Raw genomic sequence first — 16,592 nt, forward strand, 5'->3', positions numbered from 1 at the left:
CCGGCCTTTGAATGGGTTCATGTGCAGCTCCATCAGCAAAAGGGGATGATAAGTTTATCACCACCGACTATTTGCAACAGTGCCGGGGCAAACCACAGAACGGGTGCTGATGTTAGCGCGTATCAAACATGCCCTGGATGCCGGTCAGTTTCATTTATATGCCCAGCCGATCCAAAAAGCGGACGGCAGCGGTTATTACGAAATACTGGCGCGCATGGAAAGCGAGGGAGAGATTATCACGCCTGACCGCTTCATCCCGCTGATTGCCCAGTTTAACCTGAGCCACCGGTTTGATATGTGCGTGCTGGAAAAACTGCTGTTGTGGTTGCGCGCTCATCCTGCGTCACAGGGTGGCACTCGCTTTTCTGTCAACCTGATGCCTCTGACGCTGATGCAAAAAGAGGTAGCTACCGAGATTAGCGCGTTGTTCGAACACTATGGTATCGCGCCGCAGGACGTTGTCCTTGAGATCACGGAAGAGCAGGCCTTCTCGAACTCTGGCAGCAGTATCAAAAACCTTCAGCAGCTACGGGATCGTGGGTTCCGTATCGCGATTGATGATTTTGGTACCGGCTATGCCAACTACGAACGACTCAGACGCCTTCAGGCGGATATCATTAAAATAGATGGCTGCTTTGTGAAAGATATCTGTACCGACGACATGGACGCGATGATTGTGCAGTCGATTTGTAATCTGGCAAAAACCAAATCACTGAGTGTGGTGGCAGAATATGTGGAGACGCCGGCGCAACGCGACATGCTGCTGCGCTTTGGTGTGGATTACCTGCAGGGATACCTGATAGGCAAACCGACGCCGCTTGACGCACTGCAGGCATAAAAAAACCGGGAGCCAGGCTCCCGGTTCTCATTTTACGTGACGGGTTACAGTACCAGTGCTGCGATAGACGCTGACAGTACGCTCACCAGCGTTGAGCCGTAAACCAGTTTCAGACCGAAGCGAGAAACAACGTTACCCTGTTCTTCGTTCAGACCTTTAATCGCACCGGCGATGATACCGATGGACGAGAAGTTCGCGAAGGAAACCAGGAACACGGACAGGATGCCTTCCGCACGTGGAGAAAGCGTGCTGGCGATTTTCTGCAGATCCATCATTGCAACGAATTCGTTAGAAACCAGTTTGGTCGCCATGATACTGCCAACCTGCAGCGCTTCGTGAGCAGGGACACCCATCACCCATGCAACAGGGTAGAAGATGTAGCCCAGGATGCCCTGGAAGGAGATGCCCAGAACCGCGGCGAACAGGGCGTTCAGGGCAGAGATCAGAGCGATGAAGCCGATCAGCATCGCGGCAACGATAATCGCCACTTTAAAGCCCGCCAGAATATATTCACCCAGCATTTCGAAGAAGCTCTGACCTTCGTGCAGATTTGCCATCTGCAGGTTCTCTTCGCCTTCCTCAACACGGTATGGGTTGATCAGTGACAGCACGATAAAGGTACTGAACATATTCAGCACCAGAGCAGCAACCACATATTTTGGTTCCAGCATGGTCATATACGCGCCCACGATAGACATGGAAACGGTGGACATTGCTGTTGCGGCCATGGTGTACATACGGTTACGGGACATCTTGCCGAGAATATCTTTATACGCGATAAAGTTCTCTGACTGGCCCAGAATCAGGGAGCTGACGGCGTTGAATGATTCCAGCTTACCCATACCGTTAACTTTGGACAGTACGGTACCAATGGCGCGGATCACAATCGGCAGAACACGGATGTGTTGCAGAATACCGATCAGCGCAGAGATGAAGACGATTGGGCAAAGTACTTTCAGGAAGAAGAACGCCAGCCCTTCGTCGTTCATTTTACCGAAGACAAAGTTCGTCCCTTCGTTGGCGAATCCGAGCAGTTTTTCGAACATTTCGGAGAAGCCTTTTACGAAGCCAAGCCCCACGTTGGAGTTCAGGAAGAACCACGCGAGCAAAACTTCAATAACGAGAAGCTGAACAACAAAGCGAATGCGGATTTTTTTACGGTCATGGCTGACCAGCAACGCAAGCGCAGTAACGACAACGAGTGCCAGGACAAAGTGAAGGACGCGGTCCATATTTGCTCCAAATATGAGGCAGGTTTAATTTTCGTGCACATTCTATGTAACAACCGAAAAGAAAACGAGATCAAGGACACACTATAGTTACATCCTGTGACGAGTCTCAAAAATAGTGATCCACAATACATTTTTGTTATGTTAGGTAAATGAGTGAAAAGTTAAGTTTGTGTGCTAGTCTTCACAAAAGAGCGCGCGATTTCGGTTTCTGTTAGAGCGCCCCCGCTTACCCGCCTGTCTATCGTTCAAAGCTATCAGAGAAATCACTGCAACCGTTACAAATGATCTTGATAATCATTCTCATTTTGATAGCATTAAACATAGCAAAGGCTATATTTCAGAGGCAGAAATGACAAACAGTCGCGTAGAGGGTAGCAGTGGCAGAGCAGCGCGCAAGTTGCGGTTCGCATTAATGGGACCTGCGTTCATCGCTGCCATTGGCTATATCGATCCAGGCAATTTTGCGACCAATATTCAGGCCGGGGCCAGCTTTGGCTATAAGCTTCTGTGGGTGGTGGTCTGGGCTAACCTGATGGCTATGCTGATTCAGATGCTTTCCGCGAAACTGGGTATTGCCACCGGTAAAAACCTGGCGGAACAGATCCGTGATCATTACCCGCGCCCGGCGGTATGGTTGTACTGGATCCAGGCGGAAATCATTGCGATGGCAACCGATCTTGCCGAATTCATTGGTGCGGCAATTGGTTTCAAGCTGATCCTCGGCGTATCGCTGCTGCAGGGGGCGGTGCTTACCGGCATTGCCACCTTCCTTATTCTGATGCTGCAGCGTCGGGGGCAAAAACCGCTGGAAAAAGTCATCGGCGGCCTGCTGCTGTTTGTCGCTGCGGCCTATATTGTCGAACTGATTTTCTCGCAGCCTAACCTGGCGCAGCTCGGTAAAGGGATGGTAATCCCAAGCCTGCCAACCTCTGAAGCGGTGTTCCTCGCCGCCGGGGTGCTGGGGGCGACCATCATGCCACATGTGATTTATCTTCACTCCTCGTTAACCCAGCACCTGCACGGGGGGACGCGCAAAGAACGCTATTCCGCAACCAAATGGGATGTGGCTATCGCCATGACGATTGCCGGTTTTGTGAATCTGGCGATGATGGCAACCGCTGCCGCTGCGTTCCACTTTAACGGTCACACCGGCATTGCCGATCTCGACCAGGCCTATCTGACGCTGGAGCCGTTACTGAGCCATGCGGCTGCGACCATATTTGGCTTAAGCCTGGTGGCGGCAGGTCTCTCCTCTACGGTGGTAGGAACACTGGCCGGGCAGGTGGTCATGCAGGGGTTCGTCCGCTTCCATATACCGCTGTGGGTACGTCGCACCGTCACAATGTTGCCGTCATTTGTGGTGATCCTGATGGGGCTGGACCCAACACGCATTCTGGTCATGAGCCAGGTGCTGCTGAGCTTCGGGATCGCACTTGCGCTGGTGCCGCTGCTGATCTTTACCAGCAACAAACATCTGATGGGCGAACTGGTTAACACCACGCTGGTGAAACGGACCGGATGGGTCATCGTGGTTGTGGTAGTGGCGCTGAACCTGTGGTTACTGATAGGCACGGCTTTGGGGTTATAAAAGAAAAAGGAGCCGGGAGGCTCCTTTTTTAGATTAGTGACGACCGTGGCCGTGACCATGTCCACCGCGACCTTTACCGCCGCGATCCCAGCCGCCACGGCGGTCATCACGGTCGTTCCAGCCTTCGCGATAACCACGCTCGTAGGCGTTGTTTTTGTACCAGCCGCGGTGCAAACCATTATCATGTTTCCACCAGCGGTCGCCGCGCCACTCATAGTGACGGTGCCAGTAGTCACGGTCGCGCCAGTAGCCACCGTCCCAGTATCTGCCGTAGTCGTCACGATCGCCAATTTGTAATTTTACTGATGGCAACAGGGTGATTTCGCCAGCAGTGGCGACCAGCGGGGCCGAAGCCAGTAATACCGCTGCAAGAATCAGTGACCTGAACATACTCTTCTCCTTCACGATCGGGGCCTTAGGGGGCCTGTTAACGCAATTTTACGAGTTGGGAAAGCCTCGTTTCATCGCCTCAACTCCGAATTCAGACGTGATAGCACTTTTTGCTAAAACAGGATTTATTTTGAGCTATTCAGGATCCCGTCAATGGTGGCAAGCTCTTCCGCCGTGAAATGGCGGTTCTCCAGCATGCCCACTGCATCGTCTATTTGCCCGGTTTTACTGGCGCCAATCAGTACGGAAGTTACCGCCTCGTGGCGCAAAATCCAGGCCAGCGCCATCTGAGACAGCTTCTGTCCCCGGCTTTCTGCCAGCGCGTTCAACTTTTTGACTTTTTCCAGTTTCTCCTGGGTTATCTGATCCGGGTTCAGGAACTTACTCCCGCTCGCGGCACGGGAGTCTGCTGGAATGCCGTTCAGATAACGATCGGTCAGTTGACCACCCGCCAGCGGCGAGAACGGAATGCAGCCGACACCTTTTTCCTGCAAAACGTCCAGCAAGCCCGCTTCCGGCGCACGTTCAAACATTGAATATTTCGGCTGATGGATCAGACACGGCGTGCCGAGGTCATGGAGTATGTCGATAGCCTGCCGTGCAAGCTCTGCCGGGTAATTGGACAAACCGACATACAGGGCTTTCCCCTGACGCACCAGATGGTCAAGCGCTTTCATTGTCTCCTGCAGCGGCGTTTCCGGGTCTGGACGGTGGTGGTAGAAGATATCGACATACTCCAGCCCCATACGTTTCAGACTTTGATTCAGGCTTGCGATGAGATATTTGCGCGATCCCCAGTCACCGTAAGGGCCGTCCCACATGGTATAACCCGCTTTCGTCGAGATGATCAGCTCATCGCGCCACGGCAGAAAATCTTCCTGCAAAATGCGGCCGAAATTGCGCTCGGCGGAACCGGGAGGCGGACCATAGTTATTGGCAAGGTCGAAGTGTGTAATACCAAGATCAAACGCGCGCTGTAAAAGTTGACGGCTGTTTTCGATAAGCGTGGCGTCACCGAAGTTGTGCCAGAGCCCAAGAGAGACGGCGGGTAATTTAACGCCACTTTGCCCACAGCGACGATACAGCATTGTCTGATAACGGTTTTTATCTGGCTGATAGTGCATTCTCATGACCTCTGGCGCTAAAAAGTAAGAACAGTGTATGCGTTTACACTGATGCGAAAAAACAGAGCATAGCGCAGCCTTTTTTGTAAAGCATTCTTTCCATACTCTTCTTTCTGCCATTTCTGGACAGCCATCACGCTTATTTAATACTCAAAGTGAGGTCAACGTCAGAAGGACACCTGTTATGCGAACCCCGTACTGCGTCGCCGATTACCTGCTGGACCGTCTCACAGATTGTGGTGCCGATCATCTGTTTGGCGTGCCGGGCGACTATAACCTGCAGTTTCTCGATCATGTCATCGACAGCCCGGATATCTGTTGGGTGGGCTGTGCCAATGAGCTAAACGCATCTTATGCCGCTGACGGATATGCCCGATGTAAGGGCTTTGCCGCGCTGCTGACAACATTTGGCGTAGGGGAATTAAGTGCCATGAACGGCATGGCTGGCAGCTTTGCCGAGCATGTTCCGGTGTTACACATTGTGGGGGCACCGGGTACGGCCTCACAGCAAAAAGGGGAGCTTCTGCACCACACGCTGGGTGATGGTGAGTTCCGTCACTTCTACCATATGAGTGAACCGATCACGGTCGCGCAGGCGATCCTCACCGAACAAAACGCCTGCTATGAAATCGACAGAGTATTAACAACCATGCTGCGGGAGCGACGTCCAGGCTACCTGATGCTGCCTGCTGATGTGGCTAAAAAACCAGCCACGCCGCCTGTAAACGCTCTCACATTAAAGACCGCGCATGCCGATAACGCCTGCCTGAAAGCGTTCCGAGACGCCGCCGAGAGCAGGCTGAAAACAAGCAAGCGTACCGCGCTGTTGGCCGATTTCCTGGTCATGCGCCACGGCATGAAACATGCCCTGCAGAAGTGGGTGAAAGAGGTGCCCATTGCCCATGCCACCATGCTGATGGGCAAGGGCATTTTTGACGAACGCCAGCCCGGTTTTTATGGCACGTACAGTGGTTCGGCAAGCGTCGGGGCGGTAAAAGAGGCCATCGAAGGGGCGGATACGGTACTGTGCATTGGCACGCGTTTTACCGATACCCTGACGGCGGGGTTTACCCATCAGCTGACGCAGGCGCAAACGATAGAAGTGCAGCCACATGCCGCACGGGTGGGAGATGTCTGGTTTACCGGTATCCCTATGTCTGACGCGATCGAGACGCTGGTGGCTCTCTGCAAACAGTATGTCCACGATACCCTGGTGCCAGTCTCTCACAGCGGTATCGCCTTCCCGCAATCCGAGGGCTCGCTCACTCAGGAGAATTTCTGGAGCACCCTGCAAACCTTTATTCGCCCGGGTGACATTATTCTTGCCGACCAGGGGACGTCAGCCTTTGGTGCGATCGATCTGCGTCTGCCTGCAGACGTGAATTTTATCGTCCAGCCGCTGTGGGGCTCCATTGGCTACACCCTGGCCGCGGCGTATGGTGCCCAAACCGCCTGTCCAGACCGGCGCGTCATTGTGCTCACGGGGGATGGCGCCGCGCAGTTGACCATTCAGGAACTGGGCTCGATGCTGCGTGATAAACAGCACCCCATTATCCTGGTGCTCAACAATGAAGGGTACACCGTAGAAAGGGCCATTCACGGACCGGAACAGCGCTATAACGACATTGCCTTATGGAACTGGACGCAAATTCCGCAGGCACTGAGCCTGGATCCTCAGGCACAGTGCTGGCGGGTCAGTGAAGCGGAACAGCTGGCGGAGGTGCTCGAAAAAGTGGCACACCACGAGCGGTTATCACTGATTGAAGTGATGCTACCCAAAGCGGATATCCCGCCGCTGTTAGGGGCGATTACCAAAGCGCTGGAAGCGCGTAACAACGCCTGATCACTTGTCGTTACGCCAGGCCATCATCATCGGTTTGCCCGCCAGCAGGAGCCAGGCGGGCAACATCACGATGCAAAGTAACGGGATGAGAGTAGTATCCGGAACCACCACCGCGGCCATAAACAGGCTCAGCCAGGCATCACGTGTCACCACCAATACCAGCCCCAGAATAGAGCAAGAGACGGTAATCGCCGCCGGAACGGCATCCACATGTTCATGCAGCATCAGCCCCAACGCGACGCCAACAAAGACCGCCGGGAAAATCCGTCCGCCACGGAAACCGCACGCTGCCGCCACCACCAGCGCAGCCAGCTTTATGAGCGCAAACAGCAAATAATCGGACACGCTAAACACCTGACTGAAAGCCAGCTGTTGCATCTCATCCAGACCTTTAAACAGCGTTACCTTACCGCCGATGGCCCCTAAAATGCCGAGGATCAATCCGCCGACCCCGAGGATAAGCACCGGATGTTTGAGCTTATGCACCAGCCGGTGCAGACGCGGCAGACACCATACGGCGATCATCCCCAGCGCAATGGCAATAGCGACCACAACCGCACCGCTGAATATATCGGCTATCTGCATCTGGCCGTAGTGGGGAAGGGAGAGCGAGAAGTGTGGATTGAAAAACAGACTGGTGGTGAGCGCACCGGCCGCGGCGGCCATCAGTGGCGCAAAGAGTTTATCCCAGAGCGGCACGTCGTTATTGCTGGAGAGCGTCTGCGAGAAAATCAGCGCGGCCGCGACCGGCGTGCCGAAGAGCGCGCCAATGGTGCCAGCCGATGCCAGAATCGTCCAGTCCAGGGCCCCGACGCGGGGTAAAATGCGTGAGCCGAGATACACCGCCAGACCGATGTTGACCGCCATGATCGGGTGTTCCGGCCCCAGGCTAACGCCGCCCGCCAGACCGATAATCAACGCGATAATAAGTCCTGGCAGCGCTGCAGGAGCGACCGGGGCACCAATCAGCGGTTCCAGCGCCGGATCAGGCCCGGCGTGCCCTGGGCTAAAGCGGATCACCAGACCCACCGCAACCCCCGTCAGGGTCAGCATCATTATGATCCACGCCGGCGAATCAACGCTGATACCCACCTGAGCCGGAAGCGCCGTCCATAACATCGTTTGCAGCACCGAGGCGACTTTCATCACGACGATAAGCACCAGGCTTGAGACAATACCAATAATTAAGGCCGGGATTGCCAGCAACAGCATGGTTCTGGCTCGCGGGTGGAGCATGATAATTTCCTTGTACAAAAAGGTATTACGTTACTTTGCACAATCAGCATTGTGGCAATAGTGCAAAAGGTGCTGAAACGGTAAAGTTATTCTGTGACGAAGATCGATAATCCCGGGGCATTCACCTTCCGGTCGTTGTTGTTATCACGCCTTGAATTTACAGTGTTCCAAAGATTTATTCTGACTTTAGCGGAGCAGTAGAAGAATGACAAAGTATGCTTTGGTAGGAGATGTGGGCGGCACTAACGCGCGCCTGGCATTATGCGATGTAAGTAGCGGTGAAATTTCCCAGGCGAAAACCTATTCAGGGCTGGATTACCCCAGCCTTGAGGCCGTTGTACGCGTCTATCTGGAAGAGCACAAGGTCAGCGTTGAAGATGGCTGTATCGCGATTGCCTGCCCGATTACCGGCGACTGGGTCGCGATGACCAACCATACCTGGGCATTTTCCATTGCCGAGATGAAAAAGAACCTCGGCTTTGCACATCTGGAAATCATCAACGACTTTACTGCGGTGTCGATGGCCATCCCGATGCTGAAGCCAGAGCACCTGACTCAGTTTGGCGGTACTGCCCCGGTAGAAGGCAAGCCGATTGCCGTATACGGTGCCGGTACAGGGCTGGGCGTTTCGCATCTGGTTCATGTTGATAAGCGCTGGGTGAGTCTGCCGGGTGAAGGTGGCCACGTGGACTTTGCACCGAACAGCGAAGAAGAGGGCATTATTCTGGAAGAGCTACGCGCTGAGATCGGCCACGTGTCGGCTGAGCGCGTGCTTTCCGGCCCGGGGCTGGTAAACCTGTATCGTGCGATTGTGAAGTCTGACGGCCGTCTGCCGGAAAATCTGCAGCCGAAAGACGTGACCGAGCGCGCACTGGCAGACAGCTGCATCGACTGCCGTCGCGCACTGTCGCTGTTCTGCGTGATCATGGGGCGTTTTGGTGGCAACCTGGCGCTTACGCTCGGCACCTTCGGTGGCGTTTACATTGCCGGTGGCATTGTGCCGCGCTTCCTGGAGTTCTTCAAAGCGTCAGGCTTCCGCGGCGGGTTCGAAGACAAAGGACGTTTTAAAAGCTACGTGCAGGACATTCCTGTTTATCTGATTGTGCACGACAACCCGGGTTTACTTGGCTCGGGCGCCCACCTGCGTCAGGTGCTCGGCCAGATCCTCTAAAACCCAGCCCCTCTCTTGCGGGAGAGGGGATTTACAGGTGCATTAACTGGCGGAACTCTTTGACCTTGCTGCGGCTCACTGGCACCTGAAAATCAAGATCCTTCAGGCGCAAAATGTAGGTATTGTTAAACCACGGCTCGATCTCGCGGATCTTGTTTAAATTCACACAAAACGAGCGGTGACAGCGGAAGAAATGCGCTGTCGGCAGCTTGCTGCAAAACTCGGTAATGTTCATCGCCATCACGTACGATTCCCGCCGGGTATAGACAAACGTCATCTTTTCATGGGCTTCGGCATAATAGATATCGTTAACCGGCGTCACGATGATACGTTCATCTTTCACCAGGTTAATCGTGTCGTTCTCACGTACTGCGGGGCTTGCGGTGACAGGGGCGTTCTGCTGTTGCCACGCGGCCTCCAGCTTTTGCAGCATGGTGACGATGCGCGACTCCTGGTAAGGCTTAAGGATATAGTCAAACGCCTCCAGCTCGAAGGCTTCAACCGCATGCTCCTTCCAGGCGGTGACGAAAACAATAAACGGCTTATGGGCAAACTGATTGATGTTTTGCGCCAGTAATACGCCATCCAGTGACGGAATGTTGATATCAAGAAAAATGGCGTCAACGCGGTTATGCTGCAAAAACTTCAGCACGTCCAGACCATCGTCAAACGTGCCCACGATCTCCATCTGACTGTGCGTTTTGATGAGCCAGCTCAGCTCCTGTTGAGCCAGAAACTCATCTTCTACAATGATCACTTTCACGGGTTACTCCGGCCTAAGGCAACAGGGATGTAGACGCATGAACGGGAGAGCGTTCATTCGGAATATAAAAGGCGATCTCGGTGCCCGGTTCAAGGCGCTGAATATGCAGCCCGTCGCCGTACAGCAGTTTGACCCGGTGGTGGACATTCAGCAGCCCAATCTTATTCCCCGGCATCTCGTTGGCCTCAACGCGCTCAATGACTTTAGGATCAATTCCGTGGCCGGTATCGCGCACGGCAATCCGCACGCGGTTGCCGCTTTCGGTCACGCTGATGGTCACCACCCCTTTCCCTTTACACGGCTGAATCCCATGGACGATAGCGTTCTCAACCAGCGGCTGGATCAGCAGGCTTGGGATCACACAATTGACCTCTTCATCAATATCGTAAATGACCGTGAGTTTGTCACCAAAGCGCGCCTGCTCAATCGCAATGTAATCCTTGATCTGATAAAGCTCTTTTTTAATGTCGATCTGCTCGTCATCTTTTAGCTCAATGTTGTAGCGCAGATAGCGTGACAGATTGAAAATCAGCTGACGTGCGGTATCCGGATTAAGTCGAATGGACGAGGAGATCGCATTCAGCGCGTTAAACAGAAAATGAGGATTAATTTTACTTTGCAGCGCGCGCAGCTCTGCCTTATTTGCCATCTCGCGCAGCTGTTCCGCGCGGGAGACCTCCAGCTGGGTAGAGATAATCTGCGACAGCCCGATGGCCATCTCCTGCAGGGAGGAGGTGATCTGGTGCGCGTGGCAGTAGTAAATTTTCAGGGTTCCCGTCACCACGCCTTTCTCCCACAGCGGGATCACCAGCATGGAGTGAATTTCTGGGGTTCTGTGGGCTTCATCATTGTTTTTAATGATGATTTTACCGTAATTGATCGCCTGCCTGGTGGTGGGGCTGATGGTGTCATCGCTGTCCTGATAGTTATGCTCACCTACGCCAACATAGGCCAGGACGTGGTCGATATTGGTAATGGCCACGGCATCGGCATGAATATCGCGACGGATGATATCGCAGACCTGACGTAAGGATTCGGCGTTAACATGGCGGAAGAGCGGCAGCGTTTTGTTGGCGATATCCAGCGCCAGCTTGGCCTGACGTGCGGCGCTGGCCTCTTTTTCCCCTTCAACGCTTTGCACCAGCAGCACGATAAAACCGATACAGACGCTGCCGAGGATCATCGGAATACCGATTTTAGAGACAATATCCAGCCCCAGCGCAATGGTGGGAGCCCAGACGACCACCAGAACCATGGTCAGCGTTTCGCATAGCATGCCCGCGATGATCCCGGCGCGCCAGTGCTGCTTTTTCGGTATTTTGCGGTTAATCCAGCCGGAAAGGACACCGGCGATGATGCTGGTGATAAAACACGGCACCGCCGTCACGCCGCCGATATCTATCAGGTAACGATGTGTCCCGGCGATGAGACCCGTAATAATGCCCACCCAGGGGCCAAACAAGATCCCACCGGACATCACGGCGATAACACGCACGTTGACCAGCGATCCTTCTACCGGCACCCCGGACCAGGTGCTGAACAGGGCGAACAGTGAAAAGATGGCGGTAACGGCCAGCAGCTCTTTTGCCGAGTGGGCGGACTTGTGCAAAAGCTCGCGGAACAGGCGAATACGAATGAGGAAAAACAGGCAAATCAGCATTAATGCCGCACGGTCAAAAACCGCCAGCAGCATATCGAATATTTCGTGCACGAGTCGACCAGCGAAAAGAGGAAAGCCCAATGATAAAAAACCTGACGCCTGTTGACCAGCTATCCGTCGGGTTTATCAAATGAGGAAAAACCATAATCTTCAAAGGGGATTGAGAGTGACTTCCTGAAGATGCCAGATTCTTTACTCATGGAAAATGAAAAGGTAACAGCTTTGATATCATCATGTTAAATAGTGGGTATTAAAATTGCGCAATTAGCAGGAACGCTTCCGCTTTCAGTACCTGAGGGTTCCCGTTTTTAACGCGACATCTTTTTTTTTGCTTAACCCCTCGACAGCATGTTTTTTTTCAGGTTATTTTCTAAACACGCCACATAAGTGGCAGCGTCGCTCGGACGGTCCGGGCGCTAACGTTAATCTGAGGAATCTATGGCTGAATTCAGTCCTGAACGCCGTTTTACGCGTATCGATCGTCTCCCCCCTTATGTTTTCAATATCACTGCTGAACTGAAGATGGCTGCGCGTCGTCGCGGCGAAGATATTATCGATTTCAGCATGGGTAACCCTGACGGTCCAACGCCTGCGCATATTGTTGAGAAGCTCTGCACGGTCGCCCAGCGCCCGGATACGCACGGTTACTCCACTTCTCGCGGCATTCCTCGATTACGTCGTGCGATCTCTCGCTGGTACCAGGATCGCTATCAGGTTGATATCGATCCGGAAAGTGAAGCCATTGTCACCATTGGCTCGAAAGAGGGGCTGGCGCATCTGATGCTGGCTACGCTGGATCATGGTGATACGGTGCTGGTGCCTAATCCAAGTTACCCCATCCATATTTACGGCGCGGTGATTGCCGGGGCGCAGGTTCGCTCTGTGCCGCTGGTGGAAGGGGTCGATTTCTTTAACGAGCTGGAACGTGCGATTCGTGAAAGCTATCCGAAACCGAAGATGATGATCCTCGGCTTCCCGTCTAACCCTACGGCGCAGTGCGTAGAACTCGACTTCTTTGAGAAAGTCGTCGCACTGGCGAAGCGTTACGATGTGCTGGTGGTACACGACTTAGCCTACGCCGATATTGTGTACGACGGCTGGAAAGCGCCTTCCATTATGCAGGTTCCGGGCGCACGTGATGTGGCGGTGGAGTTCTTTACCCTGTCGAAAAGCTACAACATGGCGGGGTGGCGTATTGGCTTTATGGTGGGTAACAAAACGCTGGTGAGTGCACTGGCGCGTATTAAAAGTTACCACGATTACGGCACTTTTACCCCATTGCAGGTGGCCGCTATCGCCGCCCTGGAAGGCGATCAGCAGTGTGTTCATGATATTGCCGCCCAGTATAAACGCCGTCGCGATGTGCTGGTGAAAGGGCTGCATGAGGCTGGCTGGATGGTGGAAATGCCGAAAGCGTCAATGTATGTCTGGGCAAAAATCCCTGAGCCTTACGCGGCGATGGGGTCACTGGAGTTTGCCAAAAAGCTGTTGCAGGACGCGAAGGTCTGCGTCTCGCCGGGCATTGGCTTCGGTGATTATGGCGATACCCATGTACGGTTCGCGCTGATTGAAAACAGCGACCGTATTCGTCAGGCGGTGAGGGGCATTAAGAGTATGTTCCGCGCCGACGGGCTTCTCGCATCAAAGAGTGCCGTTGAACAGCACGAATCTTAATGACATAAAAAAACAGGAGCCAACGGCTCCTGTTTTTTTGACTGCATGTTCTTCGCTAGATCATCAGGGCGAAGGTTCCGGCCCACACTAAAACAATCACCGAAATGCCCATAAAGAAATATTTCACGTTTCATCGCTCCGCGTATCTTCTGGTACGCACTTAAAAACAGAGTCCACCTGATTATAGAGAACTGACATTTGCCTGAGACGGGAATGAGAATTATCCCGTTACGATGCAAACTCCAGCTCAGAATTCTGTGCTTTCCTGTTGCCAGACGGCGCTAATGTACGCCTAAAAATGAGGGGTGACAAGAGGCATTTTTTTAAATACTTTCCGTAACTTACGGGTGTCGTGGAACGGCGACAGTTTGATTTCAGAGCGCAATAAATCCACGTTGAGCGACGGCAAGAAAAGACAATTACTCAGGGTGATTACAGGTGATTGAAAAGGTTAGTTTCTTAGCGAAACTAACCTTTCTCCACATTAAATATAGAGAGACGCTTCGCCATGCGGCCGCGTTTTGAAACGGCGATGCATCCACAGATACTGCTCCGGCGCGCGCATAATTTCGGTCTCGATAACTTTATTGATGAACGCTGCGGCTTCGCATTCATTTTCCGGATAGTTTGCCATCTCCGGTGAGATGTGCAGACGATAGCCAGATTTATCAACCTTTCTTACCATTGTCACGGTCAGCATTGCGGCGCCTGACAGACGCGAAATCACGAACGTGCCGTTGGTGGTGGCGACATTTTTAACCGCAAAGAAGGGCGCAAAACTGCTGCCTTTACGTCCGTAGTCCTGATCGGGTGCAAACCAGACGGCTTCGCCTTTCTTCAGGGCGCCGACCATACCGCGCAGATTGTTACGGCTGATCATCGCCTTATTGGAACGCATGCGACCACGGGTTTGTACCCACTCCATCAGCGGACTGTTGTGCGGGCGGTAGGTGGCCATCATCGGCTGACAAAGCCCCATTACTCGGCCGCCCAGTTCCAGCGACATAAAGTGGACACCAACTACCATCACGCCACGGTTTTGCATTTGCGCGCGTTTCAGGTTTTCGAGACCTTCCACGTCAAACCATTTGCGGACACGCTCATCAGGCCAGAACCAGGCCATGCCGGTTTCAAGCAACGCCATGCCGATAGATTTAAAGTTCTCGGCAATCAGTGTTTCGCGCTGCTGCGCATTATACTGGGGAAAGCACAGTTCGAGATTTTTACGGGCAATAGATTCACGACGTTTGAGGAAGTGGCGGGATGCGCTGCCGAGCCTGGAGCCCAGTACGCGGATCACAGGATAAGGAAGTTGAACCAGAAGCCAGAGTACGCCAAGACCAAACCATGTAAACCAGTAACGCGGGTGTAAAAACGCACGTTTGAAGTGGGGTTGAGACAAAATAGTGAACCTATGTAAAGCCTTTGAAAGTAACGCATAAAGCGATACCACGTGCCAATTAGACCGTTGGACAAGGTCATGGTTGCAGGCTTTACCGATCTTTACGGCGTTGCCTGACCACTGCTGACGTTGGGTGGGCGGCGTAATGTAGCACCGTTATATGATATGTGCTATTACTCGTTTTTGATTAAAAAAGCGGCACCTGGAAAGGGTGTTGATTTTGTTGCTGTTGTTGATTATCACGCATGCCAGACGGTGAATCCGTGCGCTTAATTCCCGTCGGACAAGCTAACGATCTCCCCTGGAGGGTGTAAATGGAAACCTATTTACAAACCGTAAGGGATGAGTGGATTCAGTTAATCAATGAAACGGATCCCCTCGTTCATCAACTTACTGCGCAACTGGCCAGCGATCATGCTTCTGGTCTGATTACGGAGTTTTATCGTGTGGTCCTGGCCGACCCTCATGCAGCGGAGTTTCTGACCACTGAGCAGGTTGAAAGGCAGCTGCAGGAAGCGCTGCGCCGTTGGCTTGTTGATGTTCTCTCCTGCCGGGTTGAACAGGTTGATGAACAGATGCGGGCTCAGCAGCGCGCCGCCGATGTTCACGCCCGAATAGGTATATCAGTCGACCTGGTTGAGATGGGTTTTCGGATCCTGAAAAAGCTGTTGTTACCCCTTATTAATGCCACACCACACCCTTCTGAGACCAAGTTAAGCATCTATCACTACGCCATTAACAGCATTGATCTGGCAATGGAGGTGATGTCGCGCGCCTATGTCTTCAGCGAGAACAATGCGGCAAAAGAGGACGAGAACTATCGAATCTTCTCGCTGATGGAAAATGCGGAAGTCGAGAAGGAGCGGCAGACCGCCGCATTACTGACGTGGGAACTGTCGCTGCTCTATAAAGTGATGCTGGACTCCAGCATCGACAATAGCCGGCCGCTCGGGCAGTCCGACTTTGGGCTGTGGTTCAGTCATAAGGGACGTCACTACTTCAGTGGTATTGCCGAAGCAGGGCATATCTCTCGTCTTATCCAGGAGTTCGACGCGGCTTTTCATGACGTTCGTCAGACAGACGATGCCCTTCACGACAGACTGCGGCAGGTGCAATTTTTGCGACTGACGCGAACGACCTTCTCGCAAATCGTGACCCTGCTGCATGAGCTGTTTGATGAGGTAGCCCGGCACGAGGTGGGCGTGGATGTGCTCACGCGTCTGCTCAACCGTCGCTTCCTGCCAACCATTTTTAAACGTGAAATTACCCAGGCAAGTCGTTCTGGTACGCCGCTGTCGGTGTTGCTTATTGATGTCGATAAGTTCAAGCAAATCAACGATACCTGGGGGCACAACACGGGAGATGAAATATTAAGAAAGGTTGCCGGGGCGTTTTATGACAACGTTCGCACCTGTGACTATGTCTTCCGCTACGGCGGAGATGAGTTTTTGATTGTGCTAACGGAAATCACCGAAGCCGATACCCTGCGCATTGCCGAGCGGATCCGCCGACGCGTGGAAAAAATTAAGGTTCATTCCCCGACTGGCGAGCCGATACCGTTGTCGCTTTCGATTGGGGCGGCCATGTTTTGACCTGCTCCCCGTTGATTAGTACACCCCGATGTTAGTAATGTCTTCATAAGCCACATGAGGACATCCCCATGAAGAAGCG

At 53.2% G+C, this 16,592-nt stretch carries 13 protein-coding genes and 1 pseudogene; 6 read left to right on the top strand and 8 right to left on the bottom strand.

Annotated features, from left to right (window positions below):
- Window positions 1–79 precede the first annotated feature (79 nt).
- Window positions 80–838 (top strand): annotated as a pseudogene (locus tag AX755_RS17595) (EAL domain-containing protein); the annotation flags it as partial.
- A 44-nt stretch (window positions 839–882) separates the two neighbouring features.
- Here AX755_RS17595 and AX755_RS17600 read toward each other — a convergent pair.
- Window positions 883–2,070, bottom strand: coding sequence for a NupC/NupG family nucleoside CNT transporter (locus AX755_RS17600; protein ID WP_013098187.1), 1,188 nt, complete (start codon window positions 2,068–2,070; stop codon window positions 883–885).
- A 349-nt stretch (window positions 2,071–2,419) separates the two neighbouring features.
- Here AX755_RS17600 and AX755_RS17605 point away from each other — a divergent pair, with 349 nt between their 5' ends.
- Window positions 2,420–3,658: an Nramp family divalent metal transporter gene (locus AX755_RS17605; protein WP_038984362.1), complete on the top strand. Its 1,239-nt coding sequence runs from the start codon at window positions 2,420–2,422 to the stop codon at window positions 3,656–3,658.
- Window positions 3,659–3,691: 33 nt separating this feature from the next.
- On the opposite strand, the gene AX755_RS17610 is transcribed toward AX755_RS17605, so the two are convergent.
- Both AX755_RS17610 and mgrA read right to left on the bottom strand, forming a co-directional pair.
- Window positions 3,692–4,048, bottom strand: a complete 357-nt coding sequence (locus AX755_RS17610; RefSeq protein WP_013098185.1) for a DUF2502 domain-containing protein — start codon at window positions 4,046–4,048, stop codon at window positions 3,692–3,694.
- Between the two features lie 125 nt (window positions 4,049–4,173).
- On the bottom strand, window positions 4,174–5,172 hold the full coding sequence (mgrA, locus tag AX755_RS17615; RefSeq protein ID WP_023619795.1) for an L-glyceraldehyde 3-phosphate reductase: 999 nt from the start codon (window positions 5,170–5,172) through the stop codon (window positions 4,174–4,176).
- A 184-nt stretch (window positions 5,173–5,356) separates the two neighbouring features.
- Between mgrA and ipdC the strand changes: the two genes are divergently transcribed.
- A complete protein-coding gene (ipdC, locus tag AX755_RS17620; protein ID WP_062857178.1) occupies window positions 5,357–7,015 on the top strand; it encodes an indolepyruvate decarboxylase in 1,659 nt (552 codons plus the stop codon).
- Here ipdC and AX755_RS17625 read toward each other — a convergent pair whose 3' ends face one another.
- Window positions 7,016–8,251, bottom strand: a complete 1,236-nt coding sequence (locus AX755_RS17625) for an ion channel protein (protein WP_029881751.1) — start codon at window positions 8,249–8,251, stop codon at window positions 7,016–7,018.
- 205 nt (window positions 8,252–8,456) lie between these two features.
- Here AX755_RS17625 and glk point away from each other — a divergent pair, with 205 nt between their 5' ends.
- A complete protein-coding gene (glk, locus tag AX755_RS17630) occupies window positions 8,457–9,422 on the top strand; it encodes a glucokinase (RefSeq protein WP_038420298.1) in 966 nt (321 codons plus the stop codon).
- Window positions 9,423–9,453: 31 nt separating this feature from the next.
- Here glk and AX755_RS17635 read toward each other — a convergent pair whose 3' ends face one another.
- Window positions 9,454–10,185, bottom strand: a complete 732-nt coding sequence (locus AX755_RS17635) for a LytR/AlgR family response regulator transcription factor (RefSeq protein WP_013098180.1) — start codon at window positions 10,183–10,185, stop codon at window positions 9,454–9,456.
- A 13-nt stretch (window positions 10,186–10,198) separates the two neighbouring features.
- Complete coding sequence (locus AX755_RS17640) at window positions 10,199–11,896, bottom strand: sensor histidine kinase (protein WP_032618314.1); 1,698 nt, start codon at window positions 11,894–11,896, stop codon at window positions 10,199–10,201.
- A gap of 387 nt (window positions 11,897–12,283) precedes the next feature.
- Here AX755_RS17640 and alaC point away from each other — a divergent pair, with 387 nt between their 5' ends.
- Window positions 12,284–13,519, top strand: coding sequence for an alanine transaminase (alaC, locus tag AX755_RS17645; RefSeq protein ID WP_020690608.1), 1,236 nt, complete (start codon window positions 12,284–12,286; stop codon window positions 13,517–13,519).
- A 55-nt stretch (window positions 13,520–13,574) separates the two neighbouring features.
- Here alaC and ypdK read toward each other — a convergent pair whose 3' ends face one another.
- A complete protein-coding gene (gene ypdK / locus AX755_RS25395) occupies window positions 13,575–13,646 on the bottom strand; it encodes a membrane protein YpdK (RefSeq protein WP_099458937.1) in 72 nt (23 codons plus the stop codon).
- Between the two features lie 357 nt (window positions 13,647–14,003).
- A complete protein-coding gene (gene lpxP, locus AX755_RS17655) occupies window positions 14,004–14,921 on the bottom strand; it encodes a kdo(2)-lipid IV(A) palmitoleoyltransferase (protein WP_058680696.1) in 918 nt (305 codons plus the stop codon).
- Window positions 14,922–15,235: 314 nt separating this feature from the next.
- Here lpxP and AX755_RS17660 point away from each other — a divergent pair, with 314 nt between their 5' ends.
- Window positions 15,236–16,513 carry a diguanylate cyclase gene (locus AX755_RS17660; RefSeq protein ID WP_062857179.1) on the top strand — a complete coding sequence of 426 codons (1,278 nt, stop codon included), beginning with the start codon at window positions 15,236–15,238 and terminating at the stop codon, window positions 16,511–16,513.
- Window positions 16,514–16,592 lie beyond the last annotated feature (79 nt).

It is taken from the genome of Enterobacter sp. SENG-6 (genome assembly GCF_001605945.1).
GTDB classification, from domain to species: domain Bacteria; phylum Pseudomonadota; class Gammaproteobacteria; order Enterobacterales; family Enterobacteriaceae; genus Enterobacter; species Enterobacter cloacae.

Bases quoted from the DNA above. Each gene is read 5' to 3' on its own strand.
- AX755_RS17600 (WP_013098187.1), bottom strand. From the start codon at position 2,070: ATGGACCGCGTCCTTCACTTTGTCCTGGCACTCGTTGTCGTTACTGCG.
- AX755_RS17605 (WP_038984362.1), top strand. From the start codon at position 2,420: ATGACAAACAGTCGCGTAGAGGGTAGCAGTGGCAGAGCAGCGCGCAAG.
- AX755_RS17610 (WP_013098185.1), bottom strand. From the start codon at position 4,048: ATGTTCAGGTCACTGATTCTTGCAGCGGTATTACTGGCTTCGGCCCCG.
- mgrA (WP_023619795.1), bottom strand. From the start codon at position 5,172: ATGCACTATCAGCCAGATAAAAACCGTTATCAGACAATGCTGTATCGT.
- ipdC (WP_062857178.1), top strand. From the start codon at position 5,357: ATGCGAACCCCGTACTGCGTCGCCGATTACCTGCTGGACCGTCTCACA.
- AX755_RS17625 (WP_029881751.1), bottom strand. From the start codon at position 8,251: ATGCTCCACCCGCGAGCCAGAACCATGCTGTTGCTGGCAATCCCGGCC.
- glk (WP_038420298.1), top strand. From the start codon at position 8,457: ATGACAAAGTATGCTTTGGTAGGAGATGTGGGCGGCACTAACGCGCGC.
- alaC (WP_020690608.1), top strand. From the start codon at position 12,284: ATGGCTGAATTCAGTCCTGAACGCCGTTTTACGCGTATCGATCGTCTC.
- AX755_RS17660 (WP_062857179.1), top strand. From the start codon at position 15,236: ATGGAAACCTATTTACAAACCGTAAGGGATGAGTGGATTCAGTTAATC.